At 70.0% G+C, this 24003-nt stretch carries 20 protein-coding genes and 1 pseudogene; 11 read left to right on the top strand and 10 right to left on the bottom strand.

Annotated features, from left to right (window positions below):
* Positions 1-504: 504 nt before the first annotated feature.
* The 3 genes from D1J60_RS17615 to D1J60_RS17605 all read left to right on the top strand — a co-directional run bounded on the left by D1J60_RS17615 (position 505) and on the right by D1J60_RS17605 (position 3624).
* Positions 505-1107, top strand: a complete 603-nt coding sequence (locus D1J60_RS17615) for a PadR family transcriptional regulator (RefSeq protein WP_007265248.1) — start codon at positions 505-507, stop codon at positions 1105-1107.
* Between the two features lie 50 nt (positions 1108-1157).
* Positions 1158-2240, top strand: coding sequence for an inositol-3-phosphate synthase (locus D1J60_RS17610; RefSeq protein ID WP_125595634.1), 1083 nt, complete (start codon positions 1158-1160; stop codon positions 2238-2240).
* Between the two features lie 103 nt (positions 2241-2343).
* The gene (locus tag D1J60_RS17605) at positions 2344-3624 is read left to right on the top strand and encodes an MFS transporter (RefSeq protein ID WP_125821732.1); all 1281 of its coding nucleotides are present in this window, start codon (positions 2344-2346) and stop codon (positions 3622-3624) included.
* A 57-nt stretch (positions 3625-3681) separates the two neighbouring features.
* Here the strand turns inward: D1J60_RS17605 and D1J60_RS17600 are convergent, their stop codons facing one another.
* Positions 3682-5133, bottom strand: a complete 1452-nt coding sequence (locus D1J60_RS17600; RefSeq protein ID WP_125821731.1) for a CCA tRNA nucleotidyltransferase — start codon at positions 5131-5133, stop codon at positions 3682-3684.
* A 186-nt stretch (positions 5134-5319) separates the two neighbouring features.
* Between D1J60_RS17600 and D1J60_RS17595 the strand changes: the two genes are divergently transcribed.
* The 7 genes from D1J60_RS17595 (at position 5320) to trxA (ending at position 14845) form a co-directional block, all read left to right on the top strand.
* A complete protein-coding gene (locus D1J60_RS17595; protein WP_206436535.1) occupies positions 5320-7587 on the top strand; it encodes a DUF6049 family protein in 2268 nt (755 codons plus the stop codon).
* 46 nt (positions 7588-7633) lie between these two features.
* Positions 7634-9817, top strand: a complete 2184-nt coding sequence (gene murJ, locus D1J60_RS17590) for a murein biosynthesis integral membrane protein MurJ (protein ID WP_125821730.1) — start codon at positions 7634-7636, stop codon at positions 9815-9817.
* A 117-nt stretch (positions 9818-9934) separates the two neighbouring features.
* Positions 9935-11653 (top strand): protein kinase family protein, encoded by a 1719-nt coding sequence (locus tag D1J60_RS17585; protein WP_125821729.1) that lies wholly within the window; start codon positions 9935-9937, stop codon positions 11651-11653.
* A 26-nt stretch (positions 11654-11679) separates the two neighbouring features.
* Positions 11680-12381, top strand: coding sequence for an RNA polymerase sigma factor SigM (gene sigM, locus D1J60_RS17580; protein ID WP_125821728.1), 702 nt, complete (start codon positions 11680-11682; stop codon positions 12379-12381).
* 14 nt (positions 12382-12395) lie between these two features.
* On the top strand, positions 12396-13349 hold the full coding sequence (locus tag D1J60_RS17575) for a hypothetical protein (protein WP_125824071.1): 954 nt from the start codon (positions 12396-12398) through the stop codon (positions 13347-13349).
* Between the two features lie 147 nt (positions 13350-13496).
* Complete coding sequence (trxB, locus tag D1J60_RS17570) at positions 13497-14456, top strand: thioredoxin-disulfide reductase (protein WP_125595662.1); 960 nt, start codon at positions 13497-13499, stop codon at positions 14454-14456.
* Between the two features lie 50 nt (positions 14457-14506).
* Positions 14507-14845 carry a thioredoxin gene (trxA, locus tag D1J60_RS17565; protein WP_125595665.1) on the top strand — a complete coding sequence of 113 codons (339 nt, stop codon included), beginning with the start codon at positions 14507-14509 and terminating at the stop codon, positions 14843-14845.
* Positions 14846-14935: 90 nt separating this feature from the next.
* On the opposite strand, the gene D1J60_RS17560 is transcribed toward trxA, so the two are convergent.
* The 9 genes and pseudogenes from D1J60_RS17560 to rpmH form a co-directional block, all read right to left on the bottom strand.
* Positions 14936-15559 carry a GNAT family N-acetyltransferase gene (locus D1J60_RS17560; RefSeq protein ID WP_125595668.1) on the bottom strand — a complete coding sequence of 208 codons (624 nt, stop codon included), beginning with the start codon at positions 15557-15559 and terminating at the stop codon, positions 14936-14938.
* Positions 15560-15646: 87 nt separating this feature from the next.
* Positions 15647-16729, bottom strand: coding sequence for a ParB/RepB/Spo0J family partition protein (locus D1J60_RS17555; protein WP_125821727.1), 1083 nt, complete (start codon positions 16727-16729; stop codon positions 15647-15649).
* A complete protein-coding gene (locus D1J60_RS17550) occupies positions 16726-17826 on the bottom strand; it encodes a ParA family protein (RefSeq protein WP_125595673.1) in 1101 nt (366 codons plus the stop codon). Before D1J60_RS17550 ends, D1J60_RS17555 begins: the two co-directional genes overlap by 4 nt.
* A gap of 255 nt (positions 17827-18081) precedes the next feature.
* Positions 18082-18819 carry a 16S rRNA (guanine(527)-N(7))-methyltransferase RsmG gene (gene rsmG / locus D1J60_RS17545; protein WP_125595675.1) on the bottom strand — a complete coding sequence of 246 codons (738 nt, stop codon included), beginning with the start codon at positions 18817-18819 and terminating at the stop codon, positions 18082-18084.
* A 129-nt stretch (positions 18820-18948) separates the two neighbouring features.
* A complete protein-coding gene (locus D1J60_RS17540) occupies positions 18949-19461 on the bottom strand; it encodes a R3H domain-containing nucleic acid-binding protein (RefSeq protein ID WP_125595677.1) in 513 nt (170 codons plus the stop codon).
* A 14-nt stretch (positions 19462-19475) separates the two neighbouring features.
* Entirely contained in the window at positions 19476-20582 is a 1107-nt protein-coding gene (gene yidC, locus D1J60_RS17535) for a membrane protein insertase YidC (RefSeq protein WP_125595679.1), read from the bottom strand.
* Between the two features lie 30 nt (positions 20583-20612).
* Positions 20613-20867, bottom strand: a pseudogene (gene yidD, locus D1J60_RS17530) (membrane protein insertion efficiency factor YidD); the annotation flags it as partial.
* Positions 20864-21238: a ribonuclease P protein component gene (gene rnpA / locus D1J60_RS17525; RefSeq protein ID WP_125595682.1), complete on the bottom strand. Its 375-nt coding sequence runs from the start codon at positions 21236-21238 to the stop codon at positions 20864-20866. The gene rnpA and the pseudogene yidD, both read right to left, overlap by 4 nt.
* A 21-nt stretch (positions 21239-21259) precedes the next feature.
* Complete coding sequence (gene rpmH, locus D1J60_RS17520; RefSeq protein WP_007265229.1) at positions 21260-21397, bottom strand: 50S ribosomal protein L34; 138 nt, start codon at positions 21395-21397, stop codon at positions 21260-21262.
* A 359-nt stretch (positions 21398-21756) separates the two neighbouring features.
* Between rpmH and dnaA the strand changes: the two genes are divergently transcribed.
* A complete protein-coding gene (gene dnaA, locus D1J60_RS17515; RefSeq protein WP_125821726.1) occupies positions 21757-23553 on the top strand; it encodes a chromosomal replication initiator protein DnaA in 1797 nt (598 codons plus the stop codon).
* Positions 23554-24003: the final 450 nt, after the last annotated feature.

Below are 24003 nucleotides of genomic sequence, written 5' to 3'. Positions count from 1 at the left end.
TGCCCCCCTTCCCGCCTGCGCGTCCACGGCCGGCGGGAACCCGCTGGGCGGCCCGGCGGGCATCGGCTCGGCTCCCGTGCGCCCCGGCCTCCGGATACGGTCCGCCGGGCGGTGCCGCGGGGACGTCACGGCCGGGTCCGGCACCCCGGCCGGGGCGCTGTGGGACGGCCCTGCGGGGCGCGGCGCGGCCGCCGCCCTGGGGCTGCGGCGGTTTACGGCGGTGCTCGCTCATCGAACGACTACTCCTCGGGCAGGCGAGTGGCCTGGAAGCGGCAGGTGATTCCGGTTCCCCCCGGTGGTCCTGCCGCACAGCCTACGCACGGCCAAAACCCAACCAGTGCCGAAGTTCACCCCAAATCAGGCAACTTGCGTCGTACGAATCGGTGATGTGACGCCGGTCACCACGTCACCGCTTGTCGCTTCGAGCAGCCCGTTCTATCGTCTGGATGTATCGAGCCGATACATCAGCTCGACATAAACTCCGAAGCAGAGAGGGGCAGGCGGATGAGCAGACGCTCCGGCATCCTCGAGTTCGCCGTCCTCGGCCTGCTTCGTGAATCCCCCATGCACGGTTACGAGCTCCGCAAGCGGCTCAACACCTCGCTGGGGGTGTTCAGGGCGTTCAGCTACGGGACTCTCTACCCCTGCCTCAAGACTCTGGTCGCAAACGGCTGGTTGATCGAAGAACCGGGGAACGCCCCGGAAGACGCTCTCGCCGCTTCACTCGCAGGGCGCCGCGCCAAGATCGTCTACCGGTTGACGGCAGCAGGTAAGGAGCACTTCGAAGAGCTCCTGTCCCACACCGGCCCCGACACATGGGAGGACGAGTCCTTCGCCGCCCGCTTCGCCTTCTTCGGTCAGACCGAACGGGACGTGCGGATGCGGGTACTGGAGGGCCGTCGCAGCCGGCTGGAGGAGCGCCTGGAGAAGATGCGCGCCTCGCTCGCCCGTACACGGGAGCGCCTGGACGACTACACGCTCGAACTGCAGCGGCACGGCATGGAATCCGTCGAGCGTGAAGTGCGCTGGCTCAACGAGCTCATCGAGAGCGAGCGGGCGGGACGGGATCGGAGACGACCCGGACCGCCCGACGAAACTGCAAAGTGAGGCCTGTATCTCGCAGGCCTCGTTCCGAGAACAAACAGGGAGCAACCGGAATGGGTTCGGTTCGCGTAGCCATCGTCGGCGTGGGCAACTGCGCCGCCTCGCTGGTGCAGGGCGTCGAGTACTACAAGGACGCCGACCCGGCGTCCAAGGTCCCCGGTCTGATGCACGTCCAGTTCGGCGACTACCACGTGGGTGACGTCGAGTTCGTCGCCGCTTTCGACGTCGACGCGAAGAAGGTCGGCCTCGACCTCTCGGACGCCATCGGCGCCAGCGAGAACAACACCATCAAGATCTGCGACGTCCCGAACTCGGGCGTGACCGTCCAGCGCGGCCACACCTTCGACGGTCTGGGCAAGTACTACCGCCAGACCATCGAGGAGTCCGCCGAGGCCCCGGTCGACGTGGTCCAGATCCTCAAGGACCGTCAGGTCGACGTCCTCGTCTGCTACCTCCCGGTCGGTTCCGAAGAGGCGGCGAAGTTCTACGCCCAGTGCGCCATCGACGCCAAGGTCGCCTTCGTCAACGCCCTCCCGGTCTTCATCGCCGGCACCAAGGAGTGGGCCGACAAGTTCACCGAGGCCGGTGTCCCGATCGTCGGCGACGACATCAAGTCCCAGGTCGGCGCCACCATCACGCACCGCGTGATGGCGAAGCTGTTCGAAGACCGCGGTGTCCGTCTCGAGCGCACCATGCAGCTCAACGTCGGCGGCAACATGGACTTCAAGAACATGCTCGAGCGCGAGCGCCTCGAGTCGAAGAAGATCTCCAAGACGCAGGCCGTCACCTCGCAGATCCCCGACCGTGATCTCGGCGAGAAGAACGTCCACATCGGCCCGTCCGACTACGTCGCGTGGCTCGACGACCGCAAGTGGGCCTACGTCCGCCTCGAGGGCCGCGCGTTCGGCGACGTCCCGCTGAACCTCGAGTACAAGCTCGAGGTGTGGGACTCCCCGAACTCCGCCGGTGTCATCATCGACGCCCTGCGCGCTGCGAAGATCGCCAAGGACCGCGGCATCGGCGGCCCGATCCTGTCGGCCTCCAGCTACTTCATGAAGTCCCCGCCGGTCCAGTACTTCGACGACGAGGCCTACGCCAACGTCGAGAAGTTCATCAAGGGCGAGGTCGAGCGCTAGTCGACCCGGGGGTCCTCAGGACACCTGGTCTTCGACCGTTCTTCCACCGAGGGTCCCCGGACGATGTGTCCGGGGACCCTCGGTGTGTGTGACCCTTGCCCTCATGCCCGTCGTAGGTGATCTGCGCGTACTCCTGCGCCTGAGGGACTTCCGCAACCTGCTCGCCGTGCGGCTGTTCTCGCAGGCGGCCGACGGCGTCTACCAGGTCGCGCTCGCCACGTACGTGGTCTTCTCCCCCGAGAAGCAGACCTCGCCGGCGGCCATCGCCTCCGCCATGGCGGTGCTGCTGCTGCCCTACTCGGCCATCGGGCCCTTCGCCGGGGTGCTGCTGGACCGCTGGCGCCGGCGCCAGGTCTTCCTCTACGGCAACCTGCTGCGGGCCCTGCTGGCCTGTGTGACCGCCGTACTGGTCGTCGTCCACGTCCCCGACTGGCTCTTCTACGCCTCGGCCCTGTCCGTGACGGCGGTCAACCGCTTCGTCCTCGCCGGGCTCGCCGCGTCCCTGCCCCACGTCGTCCGGGCCGACCAGCTGGTCACCGCGAACGCCCTCTCACCCACCGCCGGAACGCTCGCGGCGGTCGCCGGCGGCGGGCTGGCCTTCCTCGTCCGGCTGCTGGCCTCGGGGTCCAACGCCCTCGTCGTCCTGCTCGGCGCCACCCTCTACCTGTTCGCGGCCCTGGTCTCCCTGCGCCTGGCCGTCGGACTCCTGGGGCCCGACCACCGGGGCGGGCCCGAGCATCCCTCGCCCCTCGAAGGGATCGTCCTCACGGTCCGGGGCATGGCCGAGGGCCTCAGGCACCTGGCCGGCCGCCGGGAGGCCGCGCGGGCGCTGACCGCGATGACCCTGATGCGGTTCTGCTACGGCGCCCTGACCGTGATGCTGCTGATGCTCTGCCGCTACTCCTGGTCGGACAACGAGTCCGACGGGCTGGCCCTGCTGGGGATCGCCGTCGGGGTGTCCGGAGCCGGCTTCTTCGCGGCCGCCCTCGTCACCCCCTGGCTGGTGCACCGTCTCGGCCCGCTGGGCTGGATCGTCGTCTGCGCGGCGGCCTCGGCCGTGCTGGTGCCCGCGCTGGGGCTCTTCTTCGCCACCGGGCCGATGCTCGTCGCCGCCTTCGTCCTCGGCCTCGCCACCCAGGGCGCCAAGATCTCCACCGACACGGTCCTGCAGTCCCGGGTCGACGACGAGTTCCGGGGCCGGGTCTTCTCCGTCTACGACGTGCTCTTCAACGTCGCCTTCGTCGGGGCGGCCGCCGTGGCCTCCCTCATGCTGCCCACCGACGGCAGGTCGATCGCCCTGCTCGTCAGCGTGGCCCTCCTCTACGCGGCCACGGCCGGCTTCCTGCGGCGCGGCCATGTTTCACGTGAAACACCGTCCCGGTGACGGCAACGGCGACGGCGGCGATGTTTCACGTGAAACATCGCCGCCGTCGACCACACCTCAGGCCTGGGCGGCCTGAGCCGCCCACCACTCCTTGAGCGCCGCGACCGCGGCCTCACGGCCCATCGGGCCGTTCTCCAGCCTCAGCTCCAGCAGGAACGCGTAGGCCTTGCCCACCATCGGGCCGGGACCGATCTCCAGGATCTGCTGGATCTCGTTCCCGTTCAGGTCGGGCCGGATCGCGTCCAGCTCCTCCTGCTCCTGGAGCTGCGCGATGCGCTCCTCCAGGCCGTCATAGGTACGGGACAGCGCGTTGGCCTTGCGCTTGTTGCGCGTGGTGCAGTCCGACCGGGTCAGCTTGTGCAGCCGGTCGAGCAGCGGCCCCGCGTCGCGGACGTAGCGCCGGACCGCCGAGTCCGTCCACTCACCGTCCCCGTACCCGTGGAAGCGCAGGTGCAGCTCCACCAGCCGGGACACGTCCTTGATCATCTCGTTGGAGTACTTCAGCGCCGTCATGCGCTTCTTGGTCATCTTCGCGCCGACCACCTCGTGGTGGTGGAAGGAGACGCGGCCGTCGCTCTCGAAGCGCCGGGTCCGGGGCTTGCCGATGTCGTGGAGCAGGGCGGCCAGCCGCAGCACCAGGTCCGGGCCGTCCTCCTCCAGGTCGATCGCCTGCTCCAGGACGATCAGCGAGTGGTCGTAGACGTCCTTGTGCCGGTGGTGCTCGTCACGCTCCAGCCGCAGGGCGGGCAGCTCCGGCAGGACCCGGTCGGCGAGACCGGTGTCCACCAGCAGGCCCAGGCCCTTGCGGGGGTGGGCGGACAGCAGCAGCTTGTTCAGCTCGCCCTGCACGCGCTCGGCCGAGACGATCTCGATCCGGTCGGACATGGCCTTCATGGCCGACACGACCTCCGGCGCGACCTCGAAGTCCAGCTGGGCGGCGAACCGTGCCGCGCGCAGCATGCGCAGCGGGTCGTCGGAGAAGGAGTCCTCCGGGGTGCCGGGCGTCCGCAGCACACCGGCGGCCAGGTCCTCCAGGCCGCCGTGCGGGTCGACGAACTCCTGCTCCGGGAGGGCCAGGGCCATGGCGTTGACGGTGAAGTCCCGACGGACCAGATCCTCCTCGATGGAGTCGCCGTAGGAGACCTCGGGCTTGCGCGAGGTCCGGTCGTACGCCTCGGAGCGGTACGTGGTCACCTCGATCTGGAACCCGTCGCGCTGCGCCCCGACAGTGCCGAAGGCGATGCCGACGTCCCAGAGCGAGTCCGCCCAGGGACGCATGATCTTCAGGACGGCCTCGGGGCGCGCGTCGGTGGTGAAGTCGAGGTCGTTGCCGAGACGCCCGAGCAGCGCGTCGCGTACGGACCCGCCGACCAGGGCGAGGCGGAAGCCCGCCTCCTGGAACCGGCGTCCGAGCTCATCGGCGACAGGAGCGACCCGCAGCAGTTCACTGACCGCGCGGCGCTGCACCTGACTCAGGGCACTGGGGTTGTCTTCGTTGGCGTTCGGCACAACAGAAAAGGGTACGTGGCCCGCCCGGCACGGGCTTCCCCGTTTCACCGCCACCCCGCCGCGGACGGCCCGGGAAGCGGAACCGATCGTGTGGAGCAAGGCGCGGCACTCGCGCACAGCGCACCTCGTTACCATGCGTGGACGCAGAACCGACGACCACTGACACTTCGAGGGACGGGCGAACGCGTGGCCGATGCGGCAGACATCCAGGGGGCGGTCTCCGTCCCTGCCCGGCGCCGCTGGCTGCGGCGGGCAGTGGTCCTGCTCAGCGGGACACCGGTGCTGGCCGCCTTGATCTACGCCCCCGCCCCGGCCGCGCACGCGGCCGATTCCCCGGTCGACGTCCAGCTGACCGAGGTCTCACCGAACGCTCCGATCAAGAGCGACACGCTCACGATCTCCGGCACCGTGGTCAACAACGGCTCCGAGACGATCAAGAACGCCCATGTGGGACTGCGGGTCGGGCCCAGGCTGGGGGACCGGTCGGCGATCGGCGAGGTGTCGGACCGCAAGGGGTTCCGGCCCGGAGTGGACCCCGGGGAGATCGACCCGGCCTTCGCCGTGAAGATCGACTCGCTGACCTCCAAGGTCGGCCGGCAGTTCACGATCAAGGTGCCGGTGAACAAGCTGGACCTGGGTGCGGACGGGGTCTACCAGCTCGGCGTCTCCCTGTCCGGGGCGACCGACAGCCGCCCGCACGAGCAGGTCCTGGGCATCCAGCGGACCTTCCTGCCCTGGCAGCCGGATCCGGCGGCCAAGCGGTCCTCGCTGACCTACGTGTGGCCGCTGATCTCCACCACGCACGTCACGGCCGAGACCGGCTCGGACGAGCTCCAGACCCCCGTCTTCCTCGACGACTCCCTGGCGGACGAGCTGCGGCCGGGCGGCCGCCTGGAGCGGATGGTCGCGCTCGGCAAGGACCTGCCGGTCACCTGGGTCATCGACCCCGACCTGCTCACCGCGGTCGACGCGATGACCAAGGGCTACCGGGTCCGCAGCCCCAACCCGGACGGCAAGCCCGTACAGGGCCGGAACAGGGCCGTGGCCGAGCAGTGGCTGAGCGCCCTGGAGGCCGCCGTACAGGGCAAGAAGGTCGTCGCCCTGCCCTTCGCCGATCCCGACATCGCCTCCCTCGCCCACCACGGCAAGGACGTCTCGGGCACCCTGGGCCAGCTGCGGCCCGCCACCGACAAGGCGAAGCAGGCCGTGGAGACGGTGCTGCACGTGCCCGCCTCCACCGACTTCTCCTGGCCGGTGGACGGCGCCATCGACCCCGCGATCGTCAACGTCGCCACCTCGGCCGGCGCGCACAACGTCCTGGCCCGCAGCGACAGCCTGCAGGAGACCGGCGCCCTCGGCTACGCGCCGACGGCCGCGCGTCCCATCGGTGCGGGCACCACCGCCGTGGTGGCCGACGCGGACCTCTCCACCGCCTTCGAGGGCGACATGTCCGCCGCCGGGAGCTCCACGCTCGCCGTGCAGCGGTTCCTGGCCCACAGCCTCGCCCTGAACCTGCAGAACAGCGACGAGCCGCGCAGCTACGTGGTGACCCCGCAGCGCCGGCCGACGGCCAGCCAGGCGGATTCGATGGCCGTGGCCCTGCGCGGGCTCCAGCCGGCCCGCTGGACCCAGCCCTCCGACCTGGAGGCGGCGGCCGCGGCCAAGCCCGACCCCGGCGCCGCGACCCAGGTGCCGGGCGCCGGCCAGTACCCGGAAGCCCTGGCCAAGCAGGAGCTCCCGGTGTCCGCCTTCGAGAAGATCCGCACCACGCAGAGCACGCTCGACCACTTCAAGGTCATCCTGTCGGCGCCGGACCGCGTCGAGATCCCCTTCGGCAACACCACGAACCGGGAGATGTCGACCTCCTGGCGGGGCCGCCCCGAGGAGGCCGCCGCCTACCGCGACCAGGTCCAGGCCTACCTGATCGGGCTGACCGACAAGGTCAAGGTCGTCCCCAAGTCCGACGCCACCCTGTCCGGCCACAGCGCGACCATTCCCGTCAGCGTCCAGAACAGCCTCGTCCAGGACGTCCACAACCTCGTGCTGCGGGTGAAGTCCGCCAACCCCACCCGTCTGATGTTCGGCGACAGCGGCGAAGCGGAACAGGAAGTCACCGTTCAGGGCGGTCACAGCCAGACGGTAAAGTTCACCGCCAACGCCACCGCGAGTGGTCCGGTCGAGGTCAGCGCACGCCTGTACACCAAGGACGGCGTGCCGTACGGCAAGGAACGCAAGTTCACGGTCGAGGCCACCGAGATCACTCCCACCGTCATGCTCGTCATCGCCGGCGGTGTGCTCCTCCTCGTCCTGGCCGGCATCAAGATGTACGCCAGCCGCAAGCGCGTCGCCGCGCGGGCGGCCGCGGAGGAGAGCACGCAGCCGAGTGACGAGTCCACGGACACCGGACCGCAAAGCACCAAGGGGTCCGGCACGGGTGAGACAGTGGACCGTTGAGCGATGCCGTGGCCGTTCGGCCTGGGGACGATGAGGTGGGGTTGCGATGAACGCGCCGTACGACGGTGACCGCGCGCAGGGCACTGGCGGGCCAACGCCCTCCCAGGGCACTGCCCCGGGCGCTCAGGTGCCCGGACAGGTTCCCGCGCCCGCGCCCGCACAGGACCACGACCCGTACGTCCAGGACGCCTACGACTACGACCCCTACCGGTCGCAGGACCTGTCGGCCCAGGACCCGGTGACCGAGGCCCTCTACGACCGGGCCTCGCACCCCCCGCCGGCGCCGGGCACGTACCAGGAGGCCGGTCCGCTCTACGCGGCCCCCCAGGCCCCCTCCCACGGCCCCGACCCCCGCGTCTGGGCCCAGACCCCGCCGCCGGAGCCGGACGGCCCGTCCCGCCACCTGCCCTACGGCGACCACGCGGCGACGACGCAGTTCGTCGGAGTGGACTCGCTCGTGACCCGGGCGTCCGAGGAGGAGCCCGAGCCCGACGCCTTCACGCACCTCTACCGCGACCAGCAGGCCGCCCCCGGCGTCGCCGGCCCGGCCGCCGAGGACGCACCGGTCGCGGCACCGGCACCGGCCAAGCCCGCCGGCAAGGCGGCCAGCCTGCTCAAGTCCAGCGCCCTGATGGCGGCCGGCACGATCGTCTCCCGCATCACCGGTTTCGGCCGCACCCTGGTGATCGCGGGCGCCATCGGCGTCGCCACCCTCAACGACTCCTACCAGGTCGCCAACACCCTGCCGACGATGATCTACGTCCTCGTCGGCGGCGGCGCCCTCAACGCCGTCTTCATCCCGCAGCTCGTGCGCGCGATGAAGAACGACGACGACGGCGGCGAGGCCTACGCCAACCGCCTGCTCACGCTCGTCATCACGCTGCTCGGCGCGGTCACCACGGTCTGCGTGCTCGCGGCACCGTTGTTCATCCGCATGATGTCCCCGACGATCGCGGACGATCCCAAGCGCCTCGACGTCGCGGTGGCCTTCGCCCACTACTGCCTGCCCACGATGTTCTTCATGGGCGTCCACGTGGTGCTCGGTCAGATCCTCAACGCACGGGGCCGGTTCGGGGCGATGATGTGGACCCCGGTCCTCAACAACATCGTCGTCATCGCCACCTTCGGCGCCTTCATCTGGGCCTTCGGCGGCTTCACGACCTCCGGCGTCTCGGAGGGGACCATCACCCCGGAGGGCGTCCGCCTCCTGGGCCTCGGCACCCTGCTCGGACTGGCCGTCCAGTCCCTCGCGATGCTGCCCTACCTGCGCGACGCCGGCTTCAAGCCGCGCCTGCGCTTCGACTGGAAGGGCCACGGCCTCGGCAAGGCGGCCGGCCTGGCCAAGTGGACGTTCTTCTTCGTCCTCGCCAACCAGATCGGCCTCGTCGTCGTCACCCAGCTCGCCACCGCGGCGGGCACCGCCGCCGAGAAGCAGGGCCACGGCGGCACCGGCATCACCGCCTACAACTACGCGCTGCTGCTGTGGCAGATGCCGCAGGCCATCATCACCGTCTCCGTCATGACGGCCGTCCTGCCGCGCATCTCCCGCTCCGCGCACGACGGCGATGCCGCCGCGGTCCGCGACGACATCTCCTACGGCCTGCGCACGTCGGCCGTCGCCATCGTGCCCTGCGCCTTCGCCTTCCTCGCGCTGGGCGTCCCGATGGCCACCCTGCTCTACGCGAGCGCGGGCAAGGACGCCCTGAACATCGGTTACGTCCTGATGGCCTTCGGCCTCGGCCTGATCCCCTACTCCGTCCAGTACGTGGTCCTGCGCGGGTTCTACGCCTACGAGGACACCCGGACGCCGTTCTACAACACGGTCATCGTCGCGGCGGTCAACGCCGGTGTCTCCGCCCTCGCCTACTTCGTGCTCCCGGCCCGCTGGGCCGTCGTCGGCATGGCCGCCGCGTACGGCCTCGGCTACGTGGTCGGCGTCGGCGTGGCCTGGCGCCGGCTCAAGGCCCGTCTCGGCGGAGACCTCGACGGCGCCCACGTCATGCGCACCTACACCCGCCTGATCGGGGCCTGCGTCCCGGCCGCCGCGGTGGGCGGCGCCGCCGCCTACGGGGTCATGCGGGTCCTGGGCAGCGGAGCCCTCGGTTCCGTCGCCGCCCTGGTCGCGGGCGGCATCGCCCTGGCGGCCGTGTTCCTCCTCGCCGCCAAGCGGATGCGGATCGAAGAGCTCAACTCCATGGTCGGAATGGTCCGCGGACGTCTGGGGCGCTGATGCGCACAACCGTCGCCCCCTTTCGTGTGTCGTGCATAGCGGCGGACTGTGGGCACAATTGGCATGGCTTCGCGGACTGGCCGACAGCGCGCAACGGATGGGGAGGCAGGGACGACGGTGGCGGAACGTAGCACGGCTGCCGTCGACGTGGCCCACAACAGCGGCGAGCAGCCGCTGGCCGCAGATGCGGCCAAGGCCACGGCCGACGGGGTGGACGCCAAGAACGGAAAAGCCTCGGACGGACCCGTGCCCGAAAAGGACGGCGAGCGCCCGGCCGCGGCACCCGCGGCCGCGCCGGAACTGCACAGCGGGCACAAGCTCGCGCGGCGCTACCGCCTGGAGGAGTGCGTCACCCGTCTGGACGGGTTCAGCAGCTGGCGCGCCATGGACGAGAAGCTGCGCCGCGCGGTGGGCGTCCACCTGCTGCCCGCGGACCACCCCAGGGCCCGCAGCGTCCTGGCCGCCGCCCGCTCCTCCGCCCTGCTCGGCGACCCCCGGTTCGTCCAGGTCCTCGACGCCGTGGAGGAGAACGACCTCGTCTACGTCGTCCACGAGTGGCTGCCCGACGCCACCGAACTGACCTCGGTCCTCGCCGCCGGCACCCTCGAACCCCACGAGGCCTACCAGCTGGTCAGCCAGGTGTCCCAGGCCATGGCCGCCGCCCACCGCGAGGGCCTGGCCCACCTGCGCCTGACGCCCAGCGCCATACTGCGCACCTCCACCGGCCAGTACCGCATCCGCGGCCTCGCCGTGAACGCCGCCCTGCGCGGCATCACCAGCGACACCCCGCAGCGGGCGGACACCGAGGCGATCGGCGCACTGCTGTACGCCTCCCTCACCCAGCGCTGGCCCTACGAGAACGACGCGTACGGCCTGCGCGGCCTGCCCAAGGGCGTCGGTCTACTCGCCCCCGACCAGGTCCGGGCCGGCGTCCACCGGGGCCTCGGCGAGCTCGCCATGCGCGCCCTCGCCAACGACGGGGCGACCGCGTCCCGCCAGGAGCCCGCCTGCACCAGCCCCGAGGAGCTGGCCAAGGCCGTCGCCGAGATGCCCCGCATCCGGCCGCCGGAGCCCGCCTTCACCGCCCCTCCCGAGTACCAGCACACCACCTACCAGCAGGGCACCTACGGACGCCCCGCGCCGGTGGGGCTGCCGACCACCCAGGCGGTCCCGCCCGTCCCCCCGCCGCCGCTGCAGAGCCGTACCGGGCGCGCCCTGAAGTGGGGCGTCGCCGCCCTGCTGATCGTCGCCCTGGGCCTCGGCAGCTGGCAGCTCGCCGACACCCTCCTGGACCACGGCAAGTCGGGGGGTGACAACACCCAAACCCAGCAGCAGGGCCCCAACGACACCGCGCAGAAGAAGGAGCCCGTCCCGCTCTCCATCAAGGGGGCGCAGGAGTACGCGCCGGACGGCAGCCCGCAGAACGCCGGGCTCGTCGCCAAGACGTACGACGGGGACACCTCCAGCTACTGGCGGACCAGGAGCTACGACGACGGCCCCGAGTTCAAGATCAAGGACGGCGTCGGGATCGTCTACGACCTCGGCTCCGAGCAGGAGGTCGGCGAGGCCTCGATAGCGCTGAAGTACCCGGGCGACCACACCACGCTGACCCTCTACGCGGCCGACTCCATGCGCCCCTCCAAGGGCGGCGTCGGCTCCATGAAGAAGATCGCGGCCACGACCACCAAGGACACCGGCGTCAAGCTGACCGCGGAGAAGCCGGTCAAGACGCGCTACGTGCTCGTGTGGATCACCGCCATGCCGTTCGCCGAGTACGAGGACTTCAGCAAGGCCGGCTACAAGCAGGGCATCTCGGACGTGAAGTTCAAGGGCTGACGCAGTCAGGGGGAGGGGGCTCACCGTTGGACGACGCCGCGGCAGGCGAGCACAGCGACCAGGATCTCCTCTCCCTGCACGTCGCCGGCGATCCCGACGCCTTCGGGGAGCTCGTACGGCGCCACCGCGACCGGCTCTGGGCCGTCGCGCTGCGCACCCTCGGCGACCGCGAGGAGGCCGCCGACGCCGTCCAGGACGCCCTCGTCTCCGCCTACCGGGCCGCCCACACCTTCCGGGGCGATTCCGCGGTCACCACCTGGCTGCACCGGATCACCGTCAACGCCTGCCTCGACCGCGCCCGCAAGGCCGCCTCCCGCCGGACCGCCCCCCTCGACGACACGGACCGCCTGGAGCGGCTGCTGGAGCCCCACGAGTCCGCCGAGGCACCCGCGGAGCGCCAGGACCTCCACCGCCAGCTCCTGGCCGCCCTCAGCACCCTCCCGGCCGAGCAGCGGGCCGCCCTCGTCCTCGTCGACATGCAGGGATACCCCGTCGCCGAGGCGGCCCGCATCCTCGACGTCCCCACCGGCACCGTGAAGAGCCGGTGCGCGCGGGGCCGGGCCAAACTCCTCCCGATGCTCACTCATCTGCGCACGGATGCCGGGGATAACACCACCTCGGAGCGGGGAAGGAACCGGACGCCGGGGACAGCCGTCCCACCTGCGGCAGACACCAGGAACCCAGAACCGGATCCAGACGCTGTGAAGGGCGGAGGTGGACGACCGTGAGCCCCTCGAGCGGCATGACCGGCACTGCCGGCACGACCTGGCACCCGGAGGTATCGGAGATCTCCGACCTCACCGAAGGACTGCTCCCCCCCTCCCGCAGCTCCGAGGTGCGCCGCCACCTCGGGAACTGCGCCCTGTGCGCCGACGTGCTCGCCTCCCTGGAGGAGATCCGGTCCCTCCTCGGCACCCTCCCGGGGCCGCCGCGCATGCCCTCGTCCATCGCCGGCCGGATCGACGCGGCCCTTGCCGCCGAAGCGCTCCTCGACTCGACGACACCCCGGGCCGAGGCCCCCGTCTCCGAACCGCACCCCGCGGACGATGTTTCACGTGAAACATCGCCGGCGACCACGGGCGGCTCGGGGCGCAACGAGGCCCACCGGCCCACGGGTCACCCGTCCGGCCCAACCGGTCCCGGCCGTCGTCGCGCCCGGCGCCGTATCGCCGTCCTCACCGGACTGGCCGGGGCGGCCGCCTGCGCGCTCGCCGTGGTGCTCTTCAACGGACTGGGCGGCACCGGCTCGCACGACACCGCCACGCGCAACGACACGGCGAGGGCCTCCGCCGACGCCGCGACCCCCGGCGAGTACACCGCACAGGGACTCGGACAGAACGTCCGGCAGCTGCTCGCCGGTGAAGCCGCGGCGAACACCCCGAAGACCGCACCGGGCGAGACCGACAGGAGCATGGGGCTGCAGGAAGCCTCCCCCGGGCTGGCTCCCGCCGACCGGCTCCCCTCTCCCGCCCCGGCCGCCGTCCCGCCCTGCGTCCAGCAGGGCACCGGCCGGAGCGAACCGCCGGTCGCCGCCGAGCGCGGCAGCTACCAGGGCACTCCCGTCTACCTCGTCGTTCTGCCGCACCCGGGTGACCCCGCCCGGGTGGACGCGTATCTCGTGCCTGCGGGCTGTGCGGACAACCCGGCGCAAACGCCGGACAAGCCCCTGCTGACCAGCACATATCCCCGCAACTGACGGCATTACGGGGTGGCCCACCGCGCGTTGCGGGACGGGAGGGGCCAAGCGGGGAATGTGCGCGCCGTAGGATCCGTTGGGTGGGGTGAGAGTCCGCACCGGCCCCCGGTAGGCAGCACGAAGTCCGCAGAGACGAGGAAAGAACCCGTGAGCGACGTACGAAACGTGATCATCATCGGCTCCGGGCCGGCCGGTTACACGGCCGCCCTGTACACCGCACGCGCTTCGCTCAACCCCCTGGTCTTCGAAGGTGCCGTCACCGCCGGCGGCGCGCTCATGAACACCACCGAGGTCGAGAACTTCCCCGGCTTCCGGGACGGCATCATGGGCCCGGACCTCATGGACAACATGCGCGACCAGGCCGAGCGCTTCGGCGCCGAGCTCGTCCCGGACGACGTCGTCGCCGTGGACCTCACCGGTGAGATCAAGACCGTCACGGACACCGCCGGCACGGTGCACCGCGCCAAGGCCGTCATCGTCACCACCGGTTCCCAGCACCGCAAGCTCGGCCTGCCCAACGAGGACGCCCTCTCCGGACGCGGTGTCTCCTGGTGCGCCACCTGTGACGGGTTCTTCTTCAAGGACCAGGACATCGCCGTCGTCGGCGGCGGCGACACCGCGATGGAGGAGGCCACCTTCCTCTCCCGGTTCGCCAAGTCCGTCACGATCGTCCACCGCCGTGACAGCCTGCGCGCCTCCAAGACCATGCAGGACCGCGCCTTCGCCGACCCGAAGATCAAGTTCGCCTGGGACAGCGAGGTCGCCGAGATCCACGGCGAGCAGAAGCTCTCCGGCCTCACCCTGCGCAACACCAAGACCGGTGAGACCTCCGAGCTGCCCGTGACCGGCCTGTTCATCGCCGTCGGACACGACCCGCGCACCGAGCTGTTCACCGGCCAGCTCGACCTGGACGACGAGGGCTACCTCAAGGTCGACGCCCCCTCGACCCGCACCAACCTGACGGGTGTGTTCGGCGCCGGCGACGTCGTGGACCACACCTACCGCCAGGCGATCACCGCGGCCGGCACCGGCTGCTCCGCCGCCCTCGACGCGGAGCGCTTCCTCGCGGCGCTCGCGGACACCGAGCCGGCAGCCGCGACCGTCTGACCCGGCTCCATCCCCACACCCCACACCCCGTAGAAGAGAAGGAGGCCGCAGTGGCCGGCACCCTCAAGAACGTGACCGACGCGGACTTCGACGACGTCGTCCTGCGCAGCGACAAGCCCGTCCTGGTGGACTTCTGGGCCGAGTGGTGCGGCCCGTGCCGCCAGATCGCGCCTTCGCTGGAGGCGATCGCCGCCGAGCACGGCGACCAGATCGAGATCGTGAAGCTCAACATCGACCAGAACCCGGGCACCGCCGCCAAGTACGGCGTCATGTCCATCCCGACCCTGAACGTCTACCAGGGCGGCGAGGTCGTGAAGACCATCGTCGGTGCGAAGCCGAAGGCCGCCATCCTGCGCGACCTGTCCGACTTCGTCGAGGTGCAGGCCTGATCGGCCGCTCCGCGCGGTCGGCAGTGACCACGTGAAACGGGGCCGCCCCTGAAGGGGCGGCCCCGTTCGCATGTCCGGTGACCCAGGCGCTCACAGCGGGCGCAGGGCCGGCTCCTTGCGGGCCCTCGCTCCGCCCAACAGACGGTCCAGGGCGAGCTCCACGTCTTCCTTCCACGACAACGTCGTGCGCAGCTCCAACCTCAGCCGGGGGTGGGACGGATGGGGGCGTACGGTCTTGAACCCCACCGACAGCAGGTGGTCGGCCGGCAGCAGACAGGCGGGCCGCTCCCAACGCGTCTCGCCGAACGCCTCGATCGCCTTGAACCCCCGTCGCAGCAGGTCTTTCGCGACCGTCTGGACCATCACCCGCCCCAGGCCCTGCCCCTGGTACCCCGGCATGATCCATGCCGTGATCAGCTGCACCGCGTCCGGGGACACCGGGCTCGTCGGGAAGGAAGCGGCCCTCGGTACGTAGGCGGGCGGGGCGTACAGCACGAACCCGACCGGGACCTCGTCCACGTAGACCACCCGGCCGCAGGAGCCCCAGTCCAGCAGGACGGCCGAGATCCAGGCCTCCTTCTCCAGCTCCGGAGTGCCCGCCTTCACGGCGGCCTCGCCGGTGACGGGATCCAGCTCCCAGAACACACAGCTCCGGCAACGCCTGGGCAGATCCTGGAGGTTGTCCAGCGTGAGCGGTACCAACCGACGACCCATGCCCACATCGTAAGCACTGCCCCCTGCTTCTTCGAGTGTGGACACCTCGAAGAAGCAGGGGGCAGCGAGTGGAGCGAGTCGGAGGTACTACTCCCCGGAAAGACCCTGTTCGAGGACTCGGCCCTCACCCGGGGCCAGCGTTCCCAGGATGCGCTCCAGATCCTCCATGGACGCGAACTCGACGGTGATCTTGCCCTTCTTCTGGCCCAGATCCACCTTCACCCGGGTCTCGAACCGGTCCGACAGACGGGTCGCCAGCTCGCTGAGCGCCGGGGACACCCGCGCCCCGGCCCGCGGACCCTTGGGCTTCACGGTGCTCGACGGCTCCGAGCCCATCAGCTGGATGATCTCCTCGACCGAGCGCACCGACAGACCCTCGGCCACGATCCGCTCGGCAAGACGGAGCTGCTCCCCGAAGTCCTCCACGGATACGAGCGCCCGCGCGTGACCCGCCAGCAGCACACCGGAGGCCACCTTGAGCTGCACGTCGGGCGAGAGCCTCAGCAGCCGCAGGGTGTTGGTGACCTGCGGACGCGAGCGCCCGATCCGGTCCGCCAGCTGGTCGTGCGTGCAGTTGAACTCCTTGAGGAGCTGGTCGTACGCCGCGGCCTCCTCCAGCGGGTTCAGCTGCACGCGGTGCAGGTTCTCCAGGAGGGCGTCCAGCAGGAGCTTGTCGTCGTCCGTCGCCCGGATGATCGCCGGGATGGACTCCAGCCCCGCCAGCCCGCAGGCGCGGAACCGGCGCTCGCCCATGATCAGCTCGTAGCGGCCGGGTTCCGTCTCCCGGACCACCACCGGCTGGAGCAGGCCCACCGTCTGGATCGAGGTCACCAGCTCGGCCAGCGCGTCCTCGTCGAGGTGCTGCATGTTGCGCGGCTGCTTCGGGTTCGGCGAGATCGCGTCCAGCGGAAGCTCCGCGAAGGTCGCTCCCGCCACCTCGTTGCCCGCCGGCTCCGCAGCCGCCGGCTCCACCGGCACCGATGTTTCACGTGAAACATCCGCCTGGACCAACGCGGCGAGCTTCGCCGCGGCGATCCCCCGCTCCGACGGGAGCACCGGCACCGCCGACGGGTTAGCCGACCCGGTACCCACCACCGGCGTCTTCTCCTGGGGAGCGGACGGGATCAGCGCGCCGAGCCCCCGCCCCAGACCCCTACGTCGCTCGCTCACTGGATACCCTCCGCCACACTCTGCGTGCTGTTCATGCCCGCGCCCAGATGGGCGTGCTGGGCGTCGTAATGGATTCCGGCCCCCCGCAGGGCGATCTCCCGCGCTGCTTCCAGGTAGGAAAGGGCGCCGCTCGAGCCCGGATCGTACGTGAGGACCGTCTGCCCGTAGCTCGGGGCCTCCGAGATCCGCACCGATCGCGGGATGCTCGTGCGCAGCACCTCCTTGCCGAAGTGGGTGCGCACCTCGTCCGCCACCTGTGAGGCCAGCCGCGTCCTGCCGTCGTACATCGTCAGCAGGATCGTCGAGACGTGCAGGGCCGGGTTCAGGTGGGCCCGCACCAGGTCGACGTTGCGCAGCAGCTGTCCCAGGCCCTCCAGCGCGTAGTACTCGCACTGGATGGGGATCAGCACCTCCGCGCCGGCCACCATGGCGTTCACCGTCAGCAGGCCCAGCGAGGGCGGGCAGTCGATGAGGATGTAGTCGAGCGGCTGCTCGTACGCCTGGATCGCCCGCTGGAGCCGACTCTCACGGGCCACCAGCGACACCAGCTCGATCTCCGCACCGGCGAGGTCGATCGTGGCCGGGGCACAGAAGAGCCCTTCCACGTCCACCACCGGCTGGACGACCTCCAGCAGGGGACGGCTGTCCACGAGCACGTCGTAGATGGACGGCACATCCGCGTGGTGGTCGATGCCCAGCGCGGTGGAGGCGTTGCCCTGCGGGTCGAGGTCGATGACCAGGACGCGCGCACCGTGCAGGGCGAGCGAGGCGGCCAGGTTCACGGTCGTCGTGGTCTTGCCGACGCCGCCCTTCTGGTTGGCCACGACCATGATCCGGGTCTGTGCGGGCCGCGGCAGGGCGGCACCGTTGTGCCCCAGGGAGTGGACCGCCTGCTGGGCGGCGCGGGCGAGCGGGGTGTCCTCGATGTCGTCGTTGTCCACGAGGGGCGGGGACGATGTTTCACGTGAAACATCCTCACCCGGCGATTCAGAGCGGGGACCGGGGACCGGATCGGCCATCGGCCCCGCGAGGTTGGCGTCGGACCGCACGGTGTCACTCTCCTCGGCAGCGGGCTCGCGATGAACAGAGCCTGCCATGCCACCCGGGTCGCGAACCAGCGGGGCCCGTACTCCTGTGGATGAATCCACCGTTGTGGACAACTCCGCCACCCCCGCGTCGTTGCGGGGGCGGGGTGCCGCAGCAGCACGACCGCGGCTGATGATTCCGTGCAGCAGAGAGCGACGTTTCACGTGAAACACGATGCCCGGACGGAGTCTTCAGCCCGCTACGACACTCCGAAATCCATACCTATAGGGCCCAACCCGCCCCAAAAGGCACCTTCGGCGACGGACTCAGCGGCGCCTGCGCGCCCGCCCCACCCGTGCGGCCTTAGCCCGCTTGGCCGCGAACCTCACCCCACCGGGGCTTTCTCCGACCTCCACCCGGACCACCGTGGACAACGGGTCGACGACACCCTCGCCCACGTGGAGCACCGAGGTCTTCACCACACCCAGCTTGGTCAGCGCGACCTTCGCCGAGACCAGCTCCTCCTCCGCGGTGTCGCCCTTCAGGGCCAGCATCTCGCCGTAGGGACGCAGTAGCGGTACGCCCCAGCCCGCGAGCCGGTCCAGCGGTGCCACCGCGCGGGCCGTCACCACATGCACGGGCTGGAGCTTGCCCAGCACCTCTTCGGCCCGGCCGCGCACCACGGTGACGTGGTCCAGGCCGAGCAGCTCCACGACTTCCTGGAGGAAGGTCGTCCTGCGCAGCAGCGGCTCCAACAGGGTGATCTTCAGGTCCCGGCGCACCAGGGCGAGCGGGATGCCGGGCAGGCCGGCACCCGAACCCACGTCGCAGACGGTGACGCCCTCCGGCACCACCTCGGAGAGCACCGCGCAGTTCAGCAGGTGCCGCTCCCACAGCCGGGGAACCTCACGCGGCCCGATCAGGCCGCGCTTGACCCCCGCGTCCGCCAGCAGCTCCGCGTACCGCACAGCTTCCGGGAAAAACTCACCGAACACCGCGCGCGCCTCTTCGGGCGCAGGGGGCGCCTCCTCAGGCGCCGCGGGAAGCTCCGCTGCCTCCGTCACGGGGACCGTCCTTCCGTACAGAACCGCTCACGCCAAAACCGTGTCGTTCAACCGTGTCGTTCAACTGCCAGGCTTACAAACTTCGGCCCCGCCTGCGACACAGGCGGGGCCGACACACAACGTTCCCGGTCAGGCCGGGAGCACGACGACGAAGCGCTGCGGCTCCTCGCCCTCGGACTCGCTCTTCAGGCCGGCGGCCGCCACGGCGTCGTGGACGACCTTGCGCTCGAAGGGGGTCATCGGGGCAAGCTTCAGCGGCTCGCCCGAGGCCTTCACGTCAGCGGCGGCCTTGGCGCCCAGCTCCGCCAGCTCCGCGCGCTTCTTCGCCCGGAAGCCCCCGATGTCCAGCATCAGCCGGCTGCGGTCGCCGGTCTCCCGGTGCACGGCGAGGCGGGTCAGCTCCTGGAGGGCCTCCAGGACCTCACCGTCGCGGCCCACGAGCTTCTGCAGGTCACGGCCGCCCGAGTCGCTGACGATCGACACCGCGGCACGGTCGGCCTCGACGTCCATGTCGATGTCGCCGTCCAGGTCGGCGATGTCCAGCAGACCCTCAAGGTAGTCGGCCGCGATCTCACCCTCCTGCTCGAGGCGGGTCAGGGTGTCGCCACTCTCAGCGGCGGCGGTGGTGGTGCCTTCCGTCACGGGAGGGACTCCTTCTACTTCTTCGAGGGCTTGCTGGGGGGCGTCTGACGCTTGGACTTCGGCTGTCGCTTCGGCTGCTGCCGCTTGGTGGCGACACCGCCGCTCGCCGCGTCCGAGTCGGCCGTGGCCTCAGAACTCTTGATCACGGAGCCGTCCGCCTGCGCTGCCATGCCCTGCTTCGTCAGCGCGGTGATGAACTTCCGCTCGTTGTCGTTGCGGTCCGGGCCCTTGGCCACGATCGCCGCGACGATCTTCTTCTTGCCCCGGCCCTTGACGTCGCCGTGGGTGCTGACGTGCTTCAGCAGACGGGTCAGGTACTGGTCCTGGGCCTTGCTGCCCGGCGTCGGGTTCTGGTTGATCACGTACATCTGCTGGCCCATGGTCCACACGTTGGTGGTCAGCCAGTAGATGAGGACACCGACGGGGAAGTTGATGCCCATGACGGCGAAGATCACCGGGAAGATGTACATCAGCATCTTCTGCTGCTGCATGAAGGGGGTCTTGACCGAGAGGTCGACGTTCTTCTGCATCAGCTGGCGCTGCGTGTAGAACTGCGACAGCGACATCAGGACGATCATGACCGCCGTCACGATGCGCACGTTGGTGATCGAGGCGTCCAGGGCCGCGACCTTCTCGGCGCTGTCCGTGAACTTGGCGGCCAGCGGGGCACCGAAGATGTGCGCCTGGCGGGCGCTCTCCAGCAGCGACTGGTTGATCACGCCGATGGTCTTGCCGTTGGCGATGCTCGCGAGCACGTGGTAGAGGGCGAAGAAGAACGGCGACTGCGCCAGGATGGGAAGGCACGAGGAGAGCGGGTTGGTGCCCGTCTCCTTGTACAGCTTCATCATCTCTTCGGACTGACGCTGCTTGTCGTTCTTGTAGCGCTCCTGGATCGCCTTCATCTTCGGCTGGAGCGCCTGCATGCCTCGCGTCGCCTTGATCTGCTTCACGAAGAGCGGGATCAGACAGATGCGGATCAGGATCACCAGGGACACGATGGACAGGCCCCAGGCCCATCCACTGTCCGCACCGAAGATCGCGCCGTAGACCTTGTGGAACTGGACGATGATCCACGACACGGGTGTGGTGATAAAGCTGAACAGACTGGCAATCGTGTCCACTAATCAGGCTCCTTGAGCATTGCGAGATCTACGCAACGCACTGCGCAGCTGCTCGTGCCAACGCGGGCGTTTCCGGGGTGGGACATGATCCACACCACCCGGGGACCACGGATTGCACCGCAGGATCCGCCAGGCGGTCAGAACCGTCCCCTTCACCGCACCATGCCGGTCGATGGCCGTGAACCCGTAGTGCGAACACGACGGGTAATAGCGGCACACCGGCCCGAGCAGCGGACTGATCGTCCACTGGTACAGCTTGATCAAAGCGAGCAGCGGGTACTTCATCGAGCCACGCCTCCCAGCAGCCGCGCCAAGGCGGCGTCCAGGTCACGGGCCAGCTCGTCGACGCCGGCGTCAGCGGCTCCGGGCAGGGCCCGCACCACCACCAGGCTACCGGCGGGCAGCTGGGCCAGCCGATCACGCACGAGATGGCGGAGACGGCGCTTGACCCGGTTGCGGACCACGGCGATGCCGACGGCCTTGCTGACGACGAAACCCGCACGCGGCGAGGGATCGACATCCCCCGGCTCGTGCGGGTCCGTTGCACCGCTTGTACGTAGGTGGACGACGAGGAGCGGGCGACCTGCCCGGCGCCCTCGGCGCACCGCGCTCGCGAAGTCCTCGCGCCGCCTCAGCCGATTTTCGGGAGACAGCACGACGTCACGACCTGCGCGTTGTTACGCGGAAAGGGCGGAACGGCCCTTGCTGCGGCGGTTCGCCAGGATCGCGCGACCGGCACGGGTACGCATCCGCAGACGGAAGCCGTGGGTCTTGGCACGACGGCGGTTGTTCGGCTGGAAGGTGCGCTTGCTCACTCGGGGGCTCCAGAGAATGAATCGTTGTGGCGGTACATCGCCTGGCTGTCACCGTGCGCCCACGAGGAACTCGCGTGTTCGCCCGAGTGGACACCGCTAAATGATCACAAACAGTGATCTTCGCCCATCGGTAGGCAGGCGGCAGCAGCCATCGACAACTCGACCTCGTTACGGTACGCGCGGCTACGCCATCCGGTCAAACCGAGCGTCCCCTGCCCCACACTGTGCACAGGCTGTGGACAACGACTTGAACCCTACCCACCGGCCTGACTACCGTTGTCTGATCCCGGATTTTTTGTCCCGACCGTCCCAAAGAACCACACATTCGTGGGACCGGGACCTGTGAGAGAGCGTGCTCTGTGGCTGACGTACCTGCCGATCTTGCCGCAGTGTGGCCACGCGTGCTCGAGAAGCTGCTCGGGGAGGGCCAGCAGGGGATCGAGCCCAAGGACAAGCAGTGGGTGGAACGATGCCAGCCGCTCGCCCTCGTCGCCGACACCGCGCTGCTCGCCGTGCCCAACGAGTGGGGCAAGCGGGTCCTGGAGGGCCGTCTCGCCCCTCTCATCAGCGACGCCCTGAGCCGCGAGTGCGGCCGGCCGATCCGGATCGCGATCACCGTGGACGACTCCGCGGGCGAGCCCGCGCCGTCGGCCCCGCCCGCCCCGTCCCCGCGCGAGGGCTACGAGCCCTACGGCGGCCAGCGCCCCGGGGCCGGCGAGGAGCAGCTCCCCGCCGCCCGCCCCGCCTACCCGGAGTACCAGCAGCCGCGCCAGGAGCCCGGCTCCTGGCCCCGCGGCGGCCAGGACGAGTACGGCTGGCAGCAGCAGCGCCTGGGCGGCTTCCCGGAGCGGGACCCCTACGCCACCCCGCAGCCCGGCTACCTCCAGCAGCCCGAGCCCGGCGGGTACGACCAGGGCGGCTACGAGCAGCAGAAGTACGAGCAGCCCGGCTACGAGCCCGAGAAGTACGACTCCCCCTCGTACGAGTCCCAGCCGTACGAGCCCCAGGGCTACGAGCGGCAGCAGTACGAGCAGCCGTCCCCGCGCCCCGCGCCCGGCCGGCCGACGCCGGCGCCCCCGCCGTCGGCGCCCTCCGGCGGCTCCACCTCGGGCCCGCTGGAGCCGACCGCCCGACTGAACCCCAAGTACCTCTTCGACACCTTCGTCATCGGTGCCTCCAACCGCTTCGCGCACGCCGCCGCGGTGGCCGTCGCCGAAGCGCCGGCGAAGGCGTACAACCCCCTCTTCGTCTACGGGGAGTCGGGCCTCGGCAAGACGCACCTGCTGCACGCCATCGGGCACTACGCGCGGAGCCTCTACCCCGGCACCCGCGTGCGGTACGTGAGCTCGGAGGAGTTCACCAACGAGTTCATCAACTCCATCCGCGACGGCAAGGGCGACGCCTTCCGCAAGCGGTACCGGGAGATGGACATCCTGCTCGTCGACGACATCCAGTTCCTCGCGAGCAAGGAGTCGACGCAGGAGGAGTTCTTCCACACCTTCAACACGCTCCACAACGCCAACAAGCAGATCGTCCTCTCCTCCGACCGGCCGCCCAAGCAGCTCGTCACCCTGGAGGACCGGCTCCGCAACCGCTTCGAGTGGGGCCTGATCACCGACGTCCAGCCGCCCGAGCTGGAGACGCGCATCGCGATCCTGCGCAAGAAGGCCGTCCAGGAGCAGCTCAACGCCCCGCCGGAGGTACTGGAGTTCATCGCCTCCCGCATCTCGCGCAACATCCGCGAGCTGGAGGGGGCGCTGATCCGCGTCACCGCCTTCGCGAGCCTGAACCGGCAGCCGGTGGACCTCGGGCTCACCGAGGACGTCCTCAAGAACCTGATCCCGGGCGGCGAGGACAGCGCGCCCGAGATCACCGCCTCCGACATCATGGCGGCCACCGCCGACTACTTCGGCCTGACCGTGGACGACCTGTGCGGCTCCTCGCGCAGCCGGGTCCTGGTCACCGCCCGGCAGATCGCCATGTACCTGTGCCGCGAGCTCACCGACCTGTCGCTGCCGAAGATCGGCGCCCAGTTCGGCGGGCGGGACCACACCACCGTCATGCACGCGGACCGCAAGATCCGCGCCCTGATGGCGGAACGGCGCTCGATCTACAACCAGGTCACGGAGCTCACCAACCGCATCAAGAACGGCTGACGCGGGCCCCGCACGGGCCGGCTGGCGGTCCCTCAAACCTCACGACAGGGCGCTTCCGGATCGAACCGGGGGCGCCCTTCTTCGGCCGTGCGCCCCTGCTCTGTTCGAATGCGCCCCCGGGAGGGCCCGTTGTCCACAGATTCCCCGGTTTTCTTCCGTCCACAGCCTGAGGACAGTCCACACCGCCCACAATCTGTCCACAGGCGTGCCTGTTGAGGAACCATCAGGGCAGGTCAGGACCCTGTGGAATTGTGAGCAAGCGTCATCCACAGGCTGTGGACAGAAAAATCGTCCACAGGCTCATCCACTCCTCTGTCCACCGCCGACCCACAGGTTCGCGCATCCTGTGCACAGGTTCCCGACGGTTCTCCACACCGTTGTCCACTGTTCGGCAACGGCACACCCCCCGTCACCGCCCCGAGTGAAAGCGGTCACACGGATGTCGACGTT

It is taken from the genome of Streptomyces sp. W1SF4 (assembly GCF_003950035.1).
GTDB classification, from domain to species: Bacteria; Actinomycetota; Actinomycetes; order Streptomycetales; family Streptomycetaceae; genus Streptomyces; species Streptomyces racemochromogenes.
Note: the sequence above shows the minus strand (reverse complement) of the source record. Positions and strands in the feature narration are given on the sequence as shown.

Excerpts from the sequence above, each read along its gene's own strand:
- D1J60_RS17560 (WP_125595668.1), bottom strand. The coding sequence starts at position 15,559 with ATGGGTCGTCGGTTGGTACCGCTCACGCTGGACAACCTCCAGGATCTG.
- D1J60_RS17575 (WP_125824071.1), top strand. The coding sequence starts at position 12,396 with ATGACCGGCACTGCCGGCACGACCTGGCACCCGGAGGTATCGGAGATC.
- D1J60_RS17610 (WP_125595634.1), top strand. The coding sequence starts at position 1,158 with ATGGGTTCGGTTCGCGTAGCCATCGTCGGCGTGGGCAACTGCGCCGCC.
- murJ (WP_125821730.1), top strand. The coding sequence starts at position 7,634 with ATGAACGCGCCGTACGACGGTGACCGCGCGCAGGGCACTGGCGGGCCA.
- D1J60_RS17605 (WP_125821732.1), top strand. The coding sequence starts at position 2,344 with ATGCCCGTCGTAGGTGATCTGCGCGTACTCCTGCGCCTGAGGGACTTC.
- D1J60_RS17615 (WP_007265248.1), top strand. The coding sequence starts at position 505 with ATGAGCAGACGCTCCGGCATCCTCGAGTTCGCCGTCCTCGGCCTGCTT.
- D1J60_RS17550 (WP_125595673.1), bottom strand. The coding sequence starts at position 17,826 with ATGGCAGGCTCTGTTCATCGCGAGCCCGCTGCCGAGGAGAGTGACACC.